General features: G+C 67.5%; 12 protein-coding genes. 3 read left to right on the top strand and 9 right to left on the bottom strand.

The genetic code is table 11. The features are described from left to right. Positions 1–99: 99 nt before the first annotated feature. Together RZR99_RS22650 and RZR99_RS22645 are read right to left on the bottom strand one after the other, a co-directional pair. On the bottom strand, positions 100–2,577 hold the full coding sequence (locus tag RZR99_RS22650; protein ID WP_323122012.1) for a phosphocholine-specific phospholipase C: 2,478 nt from the start codon (positions 2,575–2,577) through the stop codon (positions 100–102). 128 nt (positions 2,578–2,705) lie between these two features. Beyond that, positions 2,706–3,008 carry a hypothetical protein gene (locus tag RZR99_RS22645; RefSeq protein WP_323122011.1) on the bottom strand — a complete coding sequence of 101 codons (303 nt, stop codon included), beginning with the start codon at positions 3,006–3,008 and terminating at the stop codon, positions 2,706–2,708. A gap of 783 nt (positions 3,009–3,791) precedes the next feature. Between RZR99_RS22645 and RZR99_RS22640 the strand changes: the two genes are divergently transcribed. The 3 genes from RZR99_RS22640 (at position 3,792) to RZR99_RS22630 (ending at position 5,160) form a co-directional block, all read left to right on the top strand. Continuing rightward, on the top strand, positions 3,792–4,085 hold the full coding sequence (locus tag RZR99_RS22640) for a hypothetical protein (RefSeq protein ID WP_323122010.1): 294 nt from the start codon (positions 3,792–3,794) through the stop codon (positions 4,083–4,085). A 168-nt stretch (positions 4,086–4,253) separates the two neighbouring features. Continuing rightward, on the top strand, positions 4,254–4,466 hold the full coding sequence (gene rpsU, locus RZR99_RS22635; protein ID WP_323122009.1) for a 30S ribosomal protein S21: 213 nt from the start codon (positions 4,254–4,256) through the stop codon (positions 4,464–4,466). A 274-nt stretch (positions 4,467–4,740) separates the two neighbouring features. Next, entirely contained in the window at positions 4,741–5,160 is a 420-nt protein-coding gene (locus tag RZR99_RS22630; RefSeq protein ID WP_323122008.1) for a YbaY family lipoprotein, read from the top strand. Positions 5,161–5,332: 172 nt separating this feature from the next. Here the strand turns inward: RZR99_RS22630 and RZR99_RS22625 are convergent, their stop codons facing one another. The 7 genes from RZR99_RS22625 to bamA all read right to left on the bottom strand — a co-directional run. Continuing rightward, positions 5,333–5,845: a GNAT family N-acetyltransferase gene (locus RZR99_RS22625; RefSeq protein WP_323122007.1), complete on the bottom strand. Its 513-nt coding sequence runs from the start codon at positions 5,843–5,845 to the stop codon at positions 5,333–5,335. 156 nt (positions 5,846–6,001) lie between these two features. Continuing rightward, entirely contained in the window at positions 6,002–6,571 is a 570-nt protein-coding gene (locus RZR99_RS22620) for a GNAT family N-acetyltransferase (protein ID WP_323122006.1), read from the bottom strand. 76 nt (positions 6,572–6,647) lie between these two features. Then, positions 6,648–7,295 (bottom strand): glutathione S-transferase family protein, encoded by a 648-nt coding sequence (locus RZR99_RS22615; RefSeq protein ID WP_323122005.1) that lies wholly within the window; start codon positions 7,293–7,295, stop codon positions 6,648–6,650. An 89-nt stretch (positions 7,296–7,384) separates the two neighbouring features. Then, the gene (pip, locus tag RZR99_RS22610) at positions 7,385–8,317 is read right to left on the bottom strand and encodes a prolyl aminopeptidase (RefSeq protein ID WP_323122004.1); all 933 of its coding nucleotides are present in this window, start codon (positions 8,315–8,317) and stop codon (positions 7,385–7,387) included. A 151-nt stretch (positions 8,318–8,468) separates the two neighbouring features. Beyond that, positions 8,469–9,287: a class D beta-lactamase gene (blaOXA, locus tag RZR99_RS22605; protein ID WP_323122003.1), complete on the bottom strand. Its 819-nt coding sequence runs from the start codon at positions 9,285–9,287 to the stop codon at positions 8,469–8,471. A gap of 169 nt (positions 9,288–9,456) precedes the next feature. Further along, positions 9,457–10,674, bottom strand: coding sequence for a glycoside hydrolase 5 family protein (locus RZR99_RS22600; protein WP_323122002.1), 1,218 nt, complete (start codon positions 10,672–10,674; stop codon positions 9,457–9,459). A gap of 598 nt (positions 10,675–11,272) precedes the next feature. Continuing rightward, the coding region (gene bamA / locus RZR99_RS22595) for an outer membrane protein assembly factor BamA (RefSeq protein ID WP_323122001.1) at positions 11,273–12,673 on the bottom strand (1,401 nt) is incomplete at its 5' end.

Below are 12,673 nucleotides of genomic sequence, written 5' to 3'. Positions count from 1 at the left end.
GTCCGTCAGCGCGGCGGCGCAGCGGCGCAGCGGCGCAGCGGCGAGCATGCCGCCCCGCCGCCGCACGGGCCGAGCCGCCCGCCGCGCCGCGTATCCGTATCAGAGGCTCAGCGGAATCGGGCCGCTCAGCGCCTGATAGGCGTCGTCGAACAGGTACCACAAGTCGTACTGACCGGACGGCAACACCGCGTTTCCGCCACGGCTCGCGAGCAGCACCGACCCCGCGCCCTTCGGCGCATAGACCCACGCCAGCGACGGCGTCTGGCTGCCCGGGGTCGCGCCGCGCTTGTACACCCCGATCCAGTTCTTCGGGCTTTGCCGCCACGGCGGCGTCACGTAATCGAAGCGGAGCGTCGCGAACGTCGCGCCCTGCGCCGAGAACATCGGCACGAACTGGCTGGTGTTGCCGATCGCCGAATCCGTCAGCAACGCCCCCGTCTGCGGCTGCACGCAGCCCGCCACGCGCCGGAAGTAGGCGGCGTCGTCCGCCACGCGGATGCTGACGTCGTACCAGCCGGCGTCGCCGAGCCACACCACGTCCTGGGTCGCGCCGGCGGCGACCGTGACGGTGGTGTACGGGTTCTGCCGGTAGGCGTTGTCGGTCAGCTGGAAGGCGCCCGGCCGGCTGCCCTTGCTGTTGTCCAGCGTGATGCGGATATTGCCGTTGCGCACGTCGTAGCACACCTGGATCTCGGCGGACGAGCCCGCCTGGCCGGATGCGCCGACGCCGCCGCGCAACTCCTGCAGGAAGCCGTTCGGCCCGTGGATCGCGAAATCGTAGCTGCCGTCGGCATTCATCGGCAGCGCGTCCTGCACGGTCGAGCATGCGCCGCTGCCGGCGCCGATCGTGTAATGACGCGGCGCGGCGGATGCGCCGCCGCCGGCGCGGACCTGCAGGCTGACGCCGGCCTGGCCGGTATTGCTGAAGGTCAGCGCCACCGTCTTGCCCGCGCCGTTCGCCTTGCCCGTCACGAAGAATTCGTACGGCAGCCGGCACGCCGCGCGGCGATTGGCCGACAGCGCGGGCAGCGCCTGCGGGTTCGGCGGCGACGCGGACACCACCGGACCGCTCGGATTCATGTTGCTGCTGGCGGTGCCGATCGACGTGCTGCTCTGATCCGGCGCCGAGAAGTCGAAGGCCGAGGTCAGATCGCCGCAGACGGCGCGCCGCCAGGCGGTGATGTTCGTTTCCCGCAGCGGCGACGCGGCCGTGCCGAAGCGCGCTTCGATGAAGCGGATGACCGACGTGTGGTCGAACACCTGCGAATTGACCTTGCCGCCCTTCGACCACGGCGAGACCACCACCATCGGAACGCGCACCCCGAGGCCGATCTGCTGGTCGCCCGACGCCGTGCCGTCCGATGCACCCTTGGTGCTGCCGTTGTAGAACTCGGCGGCGGTGCCGACATTCGACTTGCCGTTGTTCGCCGAAGGCGGCACGGGCGGCGGCACGTGATCGAAGTAGCCGTCGTTCTCGTCGTAGGTGATGAACAGGACCGTGCTGGCCCAGACGGCCGGATTGGAGGTCAGCGCATTCAGGACGTTGCTGACGTACCACTCGCCGCCGCTCGTCGCCCAGGACGGATGCTCGGAGTACGCATACGGCGCGGCGATCCACGAGACCTGCGGCAGCTTATCGTTGGCGACGTCGTCGCGGAGCTGCTGGAAGAGGCCCGTGTCGTAGGGCTTGCCGCTCCCCTTCGGATCGATCTGCGTGCCGTTCAGCGCCGGGGCGAGCGGATCGGTCGACGACAGGTTCTGGTACTGCTTGAAGTTGAGCAGCGTGTTGTCGCCGTAATTGCCGTTCCACCACAGATCGCTGGTTCCGCCCGTCGGGTATTCGCCGAAGCCGCTGTTGCGGTCCAGGCCCTGTCCCTTGTCCTGATAGAACTTCCACGACACGCCCGCCTGGTTCAGCCGCTCGGGCAAGGTCGTCCAGGCGGCGCCGTAGGTGTTGTTGTCGATGCTGGGCGACGATCCGGCGACGTTCCCGCAACAGCCCGTCCACAGATAGAGCCGGTTCGGATTGGTCGGGCCGAGCAGCGAGCAATGGTAGCCGTCGCACACCGTGAACGCCTGCGCCAGCGCGTAGTAGTACGGGATGTCCTGGCTCGTGAAGTACGCCATCGTCTGCCGCGATTTCGCGGAGATCCAGTTGTCGTACTGGCCGAGGTTCCAGGCGGAATGTCCGCCGTTCCAGTCGTGATTCAGCCCTGCGTAGTAGATATCGGAATTCTTCGTCCCCGGGGCGCTCGGCGTCGGCCGGAACGGCAGCACGTAGGACGCCCCCGAAGGCTGATACCAGACCGGGTAGCCGCTCGACTGCATGACCACCGGACGCGGATCGCCGAAACCGCGCACGCCGGCCGCGTTGCCCAGATAGTGGTCGAACGAGCGGTTTTCCTGCATCAGGATCACGATATGCTTGACGTCCTGAATCGTGCCCGTGACGGTCGCCGCCGGAATCGACTGCGCACGCAGGATACTTTCCGGCAACAGGCCGACGGCGGCGGACGCGCCCACCAGCTTCAGCGTATCGGACAGGAACTGGCGTCTCGTGGAAGGATGTTTCGGCATGATCGCTCTCGGGTTCGGATCGTCACCAGATGCATCGGCAGCGGCGCGGCGTCGTTCGCGATCGAACGGCGGCCGGCCCGGCCCGTTACATCAGGTATGCGAAGTATGGTTGGGGGGGACGCGCTGAATCAGCAGGCGGCCGCGCAATGCCAGACCGGGGCCGACGCGGCCGGTCCCGCCGGGCTGGCCGGACTCGCCGCGCCGCCGGTCGCGGCCGGCGCGGCCGCGGGCGCGGCGTTTTGCGCCAGCGAGACGCCGGCGGCCGTGCCGCCATCGTCGCCCCCGCATGCGCCGAGCGCACCGCACAACAGCGGAATCAACGCCAGCCGCATGAATCGCGGCGCCCGGTTCGCATGACGAGCCGAGGAATCCGTCGGCGCCGCCGCGTCGATCGGTATGGAATCCGTTCCATTCGGGTATTGCGCTGGCATGCCCTCTCCTTTTATCGATACACTGACCACGACAGATTCGCACCGGGCACCGGGTTCGCTTGAATTTAGGTTAGCGAATTAATGACGGAGCGATGCAATCCGCCGTGTTCTTGTCAAAATGCGACCCGGCCTCGTCCATTCTTCACGACATCCGTGTTGATTCATGGGCCGCCGATCCGGCGACGAAGGCTTCGCGCGGCGAGGCGCGATGTCTTCAAACGGCGGAAACCGCAGCGGACAGTGTGCCGCCCGGTTGGGTCAGTTCGATGACGCGCGGCATGTTTGCGGCGTTTCCGTACCGCGCACGGCGATGCGATGCCCGGTTCGCATGCCTCGCCATCGATGCCACCGGTTCCATTCGGAACAACCGGCACGGTTCGGACACCCGCCCCTGTATACGGCGACACGCGCGGCCGCTTCACCGAAGGTCGCCGGCGCAAGTGCGCCGTCGTCCGGCACGCACCGGCGGCGGCGACATGAAGCGCAAACGCGCATTCCCGCGCGCCGCCGACGCTCGCCACATCGCCCCTGCTCCCCGGCCCCTCCACCGGCGATTCTCCGGGCCGAAACGCAAACACGCGTATGATGACCGCATCTGGTCGCGCTCCTTGCACGACGCCCAGCCTGCTCGTCGCGCCTCTCTCCCCTGTCAGCGTGCGCCGCCCCATTTCCTTGCGCCAGCCCGTGCTGGCGCATCCGCCCCAAGTTCATGCGGGTCGTTCGACGAACCGACGTTCCCGCCAGTCATCGCGATGCGCCGCATGCATTCGCCAGGAGTCCATTATGAGCACGCACACTTATCGCGGATTCGAAATCCATCCGCTGATCTATCCGCATCAGGTCGCCGAGGACGGACGAGCCCACAACTACGAGGCGGGCTTCGACGCCGCCGTGCGCATCAGCCTGCTCAGCGCGGACACCTCGCAGACGCAAAGCCGCACCTTCAAGCTCGTCGACGGTTCGCCGTTCGCCAATGCCGGCGATGCGCGCCGGGCCTCGCTCCAGTACGCGGAGCTGATGATCGATTCGCACAACGGCGACCACAAAACCTTCCGCGAGACGCTGCAGCAACCGTAGTCCCCCGAGCGTGGCCGGCGGCCGCGCACCCGCGACGAACGTCGGACGGTTTCGACGGTCGCGCAAGACCGCCGACGCGGTATCCGAACCGGCCCGCATCGCGCGCCGGTTCGGGACGAACGGATGCCCAACCCGATTCACCCTTCACCCTTTCAACCCAGGATCACCTTGACCACCATCACGCCCAAACTCAACGAACCCATCGATGTCACGATGCGACGCTTCCGCCGGGAAATCGAGCGTACCGGCCTCATCCGCGACCTGCGCGCCCGGCTCAGCTACGAGAAGCCGACCACCGAGCGCAAGCGCAAGAAAGCGAGCGCCGTGGCCCGCCTGCGCTCGCAGATCAGACGGTCGATGCTGCCGAAGAAAAAGTATTGACGCACAACCGCCGAGAACGGCGGGCATACGCGCCGGACTCGGGGAATCGGGATCAGGATGCGGCATGGGCCGTGTCCCGAGCCGCGCCCGGCGCGTAGCGCTCGCGCTTCCTCTTCGGCAGCCTGGGCGCCGGGCCATCGCGATACGGTCGGCCGGGTAAGCCCCGGTCGATCCGGATCGACGAATATACCGGGGACGGCATCCGGCTTCATGATCGTCGGCGACATATCGGCTGCCATCGCGCGACAGACCACCATCGACCCGGATGAATTCCATGCCCTCACGCAGCCTTCTGCCTGCCCTGCTTGCCGTCCTTGCCCTCCCCGCGCTGGCGCAGACCGCGCCGGACGCCCCCTCGGCTATCTGCGCGCCGATAACGGTCAAGGGCAAGGTCGTCGGACCGGCCAACGCCGCGATACCCGGCGGCGCCCGTTTGGACATGCGGCTCTACGACAGCGGACTCGCCGACGCGCCCGCTTCGATGACAACCGCGGCGCGCATCGAGCGCCCCGTGCGCGGACGCTTCCCGATTGCCTATACGTTGAAGTCCGGCGCGTCCCGATGCCTGCACATGCCCGCGGTATCCGCGACGATCACGCATCGAGGCAAGCTGCTGTTCCTCAACGACACGAGCATCCAGGTCAGCCGGCAAGGCGCGGACGGTGTCGACGTGCCGGTCATTCGGGTGAAGTAGCGGGTTGCGGGGACGGGCATGTAACGGTCAGCACCCCGCCCGAGTCGGGCCGCTGTCTGCGCCCGCGAGGCCCCCACCCGATTCCTCCGATGCGCGCTCAACGCGCGGCACCCCCGCCTTGCCGCCCCGCATCGATCCGCCGCCGGTTGGCGAAACCCGTCGGTCGGATGCGTTACGCGTCGCCGTCACCATCCGGCGCCGGCTCGATCCGCTTGCCCATCTCGAGTGCCCGCACTTCGTAACCGAGCCTCTCGTACAGATGGACCGCAGCGTCATTGAAGGTCCAGACGGCAAGCCGGACATCGGCCGCGCCTTGCTCGCGCGCCCACGATTCCGCCAGCCGCATCAGCGCGCGGCCGATCCCCCGGTCGCGTTGCGCGTCGGCGACGGCCACCGAGCCGATCCGCGCGAACTTCACCGGCTGAAACAGCGAGATCGAAGGCTGCGCGACATGCACGGTAATGAAACCCACGGCCGTACCGTCGCGCTCGGCGATGAAAGTCGCCCGGTCGGCATCCTGCAGACTCGGCAGCCAACTGGCCTGATCGCGCGCGATGTCGGGCGTCGCGGCCGCATAGATGTCGGGCCGCGCATGGTGGTGGATCCGGTTGAGCATCTGTCCCAGCGCGCAGATGCTCGGCAGATCTTCGAGCGTCGCGCGGCGATACGTGATCGATTCGGCCATCGCAATTCGACTCCTTCAAATCCGGGTTGTCATCGGAACCGGCATCGCGCCGCGGTTGCGTGAGCGCCTTCGCATCGGGTCCGCGCCGCGCCATGCCGTGGCTGACTTGCCGCCTTTCCCTGGCGGCGCAGCGCTGTCACCAGGCGGCCCCGCCCATCACGCTGCCGGCCGCGCGGCGGACGGCCGATCGCCCGGCAACAGACCGTACAGCGCGGTATCGGAAACCTCGCCGTCCACCAGCCAGCGCTCCCGGAGCAAGCCTTCCCTGACGAATCCCGCACGCTCGAGCGTGCGCGCGGATGCGTGATTGCGGGGGTCGATATCGGCTTCGAGGCGGCGCAACCGCAACGACGAGAACGCGTGATCGATCAGCGCCTCCAGCGCCTCGGCCATGTAGCCCTGCCCCCAGTGCGCACGATGGAGGCCGAAGCCGATTTCCGCGCGGCGGCAGCCTTCGTCCGCATTGAACAGCGTACAGGTGCCGAACATCACGCCGTCCGTTCGCCGCGTCAGCGCGACGAGGAATGCGCTGCCTTCGGCCGATGCCCGCATCAGACGCGCCACCCGCTCGGCCGCCTGCTCCAGCCGGGTCATCGCCGGGAACGAGTAGTAGCGCATGTACGCCGCATCCGAATGCATCTCGAACATCGGCGCGACATCCGCCTCGATCAGCGGACGCAGGATCAGACGCGGGGTAGACAGGGTAAGCGGCTCGAAGACGGGCATGGTCTCGAATGCGGGGTCGAGGGAGGATCGCGCATTAGATCACGCGCTCGTGCGCACGGGCAACGGCGGCGGCCGTCTAATAATCGAGCCGCCCGAACAGCTCGCCGAACGGAATCATCACATGCTCGCGGTACGCGGGACGGCGCTGCAATCGCTCGTACCACGCCTCGACATGCGGGACGCGCGGCCGCCGGATATCCAGTTCGAAATACCGGTACAGGCTGGTGCCGGCCGCGATGTCCGCCAGGCTCGCCCGCTCGCCGGCGAGAAACGGCTGCCCGGCCAGCACCCCGTCGACCAGCGTGAAGTAGCGCGCGCACAACGCGACGTTCGCGTCGATCCGGGCCGGATCCCGCTGCGCGGCGGGCGTCCGGTAGAACGCCCAGAACACACCGGTCAGGAACGCCGGCTGCAGGCTCGTCTGCGCCCAGTCCATCCAGCGGTCGGCACGCGACCGCCGACCCGGGTCCGGATCCCAGAAGCCGGGTTGCCCGTAGCGGGCGGCGAGATACCGCAGGATGCTGTGCGATTCCCAGACGACCGTGCCGCCGTCGTCGATGAGCGGCACCCGGCCATGCGGATTCATCGCGAGAAATTCGGGCGCCCCGTTCAGACCGAAGCCGCCGCCTGCATCGATGTGCCGGTGCGGCAAATCCAGCTCGCCGACGAGCCACATCACTTTTTGCACATTGAACGAGTTGCGCCGTCCCCATACGGTCAGCATGCGGTCTTCTCCTTCGTCACGCGGCGGAGGCCGGCCCGCCCCTTCACTCCGTGCGACGCGCCTCTCGCCGCGCCGCGCGGGATCTCCGCCTAGCTCGCGAACCGGTCCGTCGCGGTGAGCAGCGCCCGCAGGATGCCGGGTTCGTTGTACGCATGCCCCGCGTCGGACACGATCTCGAACTGCGCGCGGGGCCACGCCTTCGACAGCTCCCACGCGGTGCGCGCCGGCGTCGCGACGTCGTAGCGGCCCTGCACGATCACGCCCGGTATGTCCGCCAGACGGCCGGCGTCGCGCAGCAGCTGGCCCTCCTCCATGAATCCCTGGTGCACGAAGTAGTGGTTCTCGATCCGCGCGAACGCGACCGAGAAATCCTCGTCGCCGAAAATCTTCGCGAGATCCGCGTCGGGCAGCAGCGTGATCGTGCGTCCTTCCCACAGGCTCCACGCGCGCGCCGCCTCGCGCTTCGCCGCCTCGTCGTCGCCGACCAGCCGGCGCCGGTAGGCCGCCATCAGGTCGCCGCGCTCCGCCGGCGGGATCGGCGCCAGGTACTCGTCCCAGAGATCCGGGAAGAGCCACGACGCGCCTTCCTGGTAATACCAGAGCAGCTCCGCGCGGCGCACCGTGAAGATGCCGCGCACGATCAGCGCGCTGACGCGCTCGGGATGCGTTTCGGCGTAAGCGAGCGCCAGCGTGCTGCCCCACGATCCGCCGAACACCAGCCACGCGTCGACGCCCATCATCGTGCGCAGCCGCTCCATGTCGGCGACCAGATCCCAGGTGGTGTTGTTCTCGAGGCTCGCGTTCGGGGTCGAGCGGCCGCAGCCGCGCTGATCGAACAGCAGGATGTTGTAGCGGGACGGATCGAACAGCCGGCGATGTTGCGCATTGCAGCCCCCGCCGGGGCCGCCATGCAGGAAAACAGCGGGCTTGCCGCGCGGATTGCCGCACAGCTCCCAATACACGCGGTGACCGTCGCCGGTCTCCAGGAATCCATGCTCGTAAGGTTCGATCGGGGGATACACGCGTTTCTCCAAGGGGTGAAGTCCGTCTCTGCGTCTCGTGGCAGCCACCGCGATTTGCCGTGGCCGCGCGACGCCGCGTCAGTACGCGAGGGAGTCTAATACGGCCGGCCGTCTTTGTGCGCGAACGCCTGCGCCGGACGGGCGCGCCGCGTCATCGCGACGCCGCATCCACCAGCGCCGGCCATTCCGCCAGCAGCGCATCGCGCGCGCGAACGCCCGCGTTCGGGGCCGTCGGCACATCGTCCTGGATCAGCCGCGCGAAAACCAGCGTGCGCGTCCCCTTGCTCGCCCAGCCCACGAACCACCCATACGCGTGCGCGCGGTCGTAGGTTCCGTCGAGCGCCGCCGTCGTCGGCGATCCCGTGCCGGCCTTGCCGTGCACGTCCCAGCCGTCCGGCTGCGTTCCGATGCCGGTGATGCGCTCGGTCATGTCGAACGCGCGAGGCGTCACGGGCAGCTGCCGGTTGACGACCTTTCGCAGGAACGCGATCTGCTCGAGCGGCGAAATCCGCAGCGACGAGTTGTTCCAGGCCACCGACGTGCCGTTGTGCTTGCCCACCGCGCCGGACGCATCCCGGTTGCCGTACCCGAACGCGTCGATATAGCGCTGGAAGCGCGCCTCGCCGAGCGCATGTCCGACCTGCCGCGAATACCAGACGACCGAATACCGGATCCAGCGGGCAGGATCGGTCGGCTGCCGCCATGCGTCGCCGCCCCAGTCGGGATAGCCGTCGCGATACGGCAGCGTCGGCGCGTGCTCGTCCTTGAGAAAACCGGAATCGAAGCCCATCAGGCTGATCGCGATCTTGAAGGTGGACGCCGGCGTCACCCGGCCGGCGCAGTCGCCCTGCTCCACCAGCGGCTTGCCGGTCGCCGCGTCCGCGACCACCGTGCAGATCGTCCTGGCGGATGCCGCCGAGGCAGCCAGGCAGCCAGCGAACGCTACCGGGATCAGAATGCGGGTGGACATCACGCTCCTTGCCGGGTCAGCGCCGCCGCCGCGCCAGCCACGCGCGGCACGGCGAACGCGCGAATCGAAAAGCCGTCATCATGCCACGCACGCGCGCCGGCGGCTCGCGCATTTCGGCGGCGGCATGCCCGCCGCCGCGCACCCGGCCCGGCTCCCCCACGCGAACGGCTCAGACCGGATACGCTTTCGTGTAGCTCCGGTAGGCGGCATACGCCGCCTTTCGCGTGATGCCGTCGGTCTGGAGCATCCCCCAGTTCATCGCCGCCGTTTCGCCCTGGTTGGCCGGATTCGGGAACAGCGCGTAGAACAGCGCGGCGACGATGTTGTATTCGCTCCGGTGGGTCCGCCACACGTCGAGCTGGCTCGTCAGGTAGCGCGCCTGGTTCGCGTCGGTATCCCACGCGCCGAACTCGGACACGATGATCGGCTTGCGCGACGTGACCGCATTCAGTTGCTGCAGCACGTTGACGAACTGATTCGTATGCGTCGACGGTCCGGCCGCCAGGATGTCGTTCTGGCTGCTGTACCAGTGCATGCCGATGAAATCGAGCGGAATCGGGGTCGTCGTCGTCGCGCCCGTCGTGTCCTTGCCGTTGCACAGCATGTCCGCGACGACATGGCCGTACGCAACGCCCGACGCATAGCCGCACTGCGCCGCCGGAATCACGCGCTTGATTCCCGCCAGCATGCCCGCCGTCCAGCCGCGCAGCACCTCGATCGACGCCGGCCGGTAGTCGGTCGGCACCGAGCCGTCCACCGGTTTGGCGTCGACCGGGTTGACCCTGCCCCGCGCCAGATAATCGACCCGGCACGCGAAGTCGAGTTCGTTGCCGCATTCGAAGTACCGGCAATGCCCGTTCAGCGGACCGGCGATCGCCAGCCCGAGCGCATGCGCCGCCTGGTAGTTCGTCTCATACGACCCGGCGAGATCGAAACCCTGGTCGATCACCACCAGCGGCACGATGCCGCTCGCGGCGAACGACTGGAAGAACGGCACCAGCCCGGCCGCGCCCACCGCGTCGCTGATGTTGGTGCGCACCACCCGTGCGCCCAGATCGGCGAGCGTGCCGACGTAGTCCGACGACAGCCACGCGGGCAGCGGCGCGTAGTCGTCGAGCAGATGCGCGTTGACGCCGTAGAACGGCAGTTCCGGCGTGACCGGCTGCGTCGGCGGTGTCGCGTCGCCGGTGGCCGCCGGCGGCGCGGTCGGCTTGCCGCCGTCCGTCGATGGCGCGGTCGGCTTGCCGCCCTCCGCCGGCTGCGTGCCCGTGGTGCCGCCGACCACGGGCGTGGCGGCCGGCGTTCCGTCGCCGCCGCCGCAGGCGGACAGCGCCCGGGCTGCGCCGGCCGCGGCCGCGGTCAGCAGAAATTGTCTACGCGTTGCCATGATTTACCCCCATCCATCAAATCATGTGGATTGGAAATTCCGCACAGAATCTCCATCCGAATCAGTGAAAAGCTCATGAAAATCCAGCGCGTTCCGGTGCGCGCCGTTTCGAATCCTATTTTTTACGAGGTCGATGTAAATTGGACGATGGTCCCGGGACGTCCGGGATCCGGCGGTCTGAACCGGCCCGTGGTCATGCAGAAATGATTCTTTTTGGATGCCTTATAAATCAAGTTGTCATTTTCAGAACGATTGGCCGCTTGCGGAGCCGCGCATCGATAACGCCTTTCCGATCGGTTCAACCCTATCGCGAGCGCATCGCGCGACGTCGCGCGGGCCGGATATTACCTGAATCAATACCGTCAGCTGACCAAAACAGTCGGATCGACACACTACGAGCCGGTTCGATCGGCGCCGCTTCCACCGATAACGGCCTCGCGGCCGCCGCCTGAAGGGCCGGCGGCAAGCCGGCACGAAGCAACGAAGCGGAAGGCTTACGCGACGGCGCAAGCGGCCGCGTGCAGCCGAATGAAAAACGGGGCCGTCGCGACAGACGGCCCCGCTGGAACGGCAGGCGGAATTCGACGAACCGGGACGGCTAGAACGACGTCCCGATCTGAAACTGGAACTTCTGGTACTGATCGCCCGTATGCTTGACGATCGGGAAACCCAGGTCGAGCTTGAGCGGGCCGATCGGCGAGATCCATTCGAGCCCGGCGCCGTAGCTGTAGCGCAGGCCGTTCGCGCCGATGCTGCTCCCCTCCGAGCCCCACACGTTGCCGCCGTCGACGAACGTGAACACGCGCAGCGTGCGGTCGTAGCCCGTGCCCGGCAGCGGGAAGGTCATTTCGATGTTGCCCACCACCATCTTCGAGCCGCCGATCGGATCGTTGGTCGTCGCATCGCGCGGCCCGAGGGAACTCGGCTCGTAGCCCCGTACCGAGCCGATACCGCCCGCGTAGTAGTTCTTGAAGATCGGATACGGCTGGCCGCCGAGCCCGTTGCCGTATCCGCCCTGCAGATTCATGCCCAGGATGAAGCCGCGCGCGAACGAGTAGTAGTACTGCGCCTGCAGGTCGGTCTTGTAGTAGGTGGTGCGCGCGATGGGGGTCCCGTACTCGGCGTTCGCCTGCGTGAAGTAGCCCTTGCTCGGAATCAGCGCGCTGTCGCGGGTGTCGCGCGACCAGCCGATCGTCAGCGGCACGTTGTTCGACACGCGGCCGAATGCGTTCACGTAGTCCTTGTAGGACTGCGGGGTGGTCGAATCGATGTCGAGGCGGTTCTGCTCAATGCCCAGCCCGAAATACACCATGTCGGACTCCGAGAACGGAATGCCGAACTTGGTGGCCGCGCCGAGCGTGATGACCCGGAAGCTGGTGTCGGTCGTGCTCGAATAGTAGAGCGGCTGCGTGGTGCGGTAATACACGTCGGTGATGCGCTTGATGCCGTCGATCGTGAAATACGGATCGACCTGCGTGACGGTCAGCGTCCGGTAGGTCGTCGCCGTGTTGATATTGACCGCGAGACTGGTGCCCGAGCCGAACACGTTGTCCTGCGACACGCCGGCCGAAATGATCGGCCCCTCCCCCGAGCCGTAGCCCACGCCGAGCGTGATCGAGCCGGTCGGCTTCTCGGTCACTTTCACGTTCACGTCGACCTGGTCGGTGGTGCCTTCGACCGGCACCGTCGTCACGTCGACGTCGGTGAAGTAGCCGAGACGGTTCACGCGGTCCTTCGACAGCGCAAGGCGGCCCGAATCGAACCACGAGCTTTCCAGCTGACGCATTTCGCGGCGCACCACCTCGTCGCGGGTACGCGTGTTGCCGACGATGTTGATCCGGCGCACGTACACGCGACGGCTCGGATCGACCACCAGCGTCAGGTCCACCTTGTGGTTCGCCTGATCGATATCCGGCTGCGCGTTGACGGTCGCGAACGCATAGCCGTACTCGCCGAGCTTGTCGACGATCGCGCGCGTGGTCTTCTGCAGCTTGTCCGC

The organism is Burkholderia alba (assembly GCF_034721475.1).
Lineage (GTDB): Bacteria > Pseudomonadota > Gammaproteobacteria > Burkholderiales > Burkholderiaceae > Burkholderia > Burkholderia alba.
The sequence above is the reverse complement of the archived record's forward strand: the minus strand, read 5'-3'. Positions and strand labels throughout refer to the sequence as shown.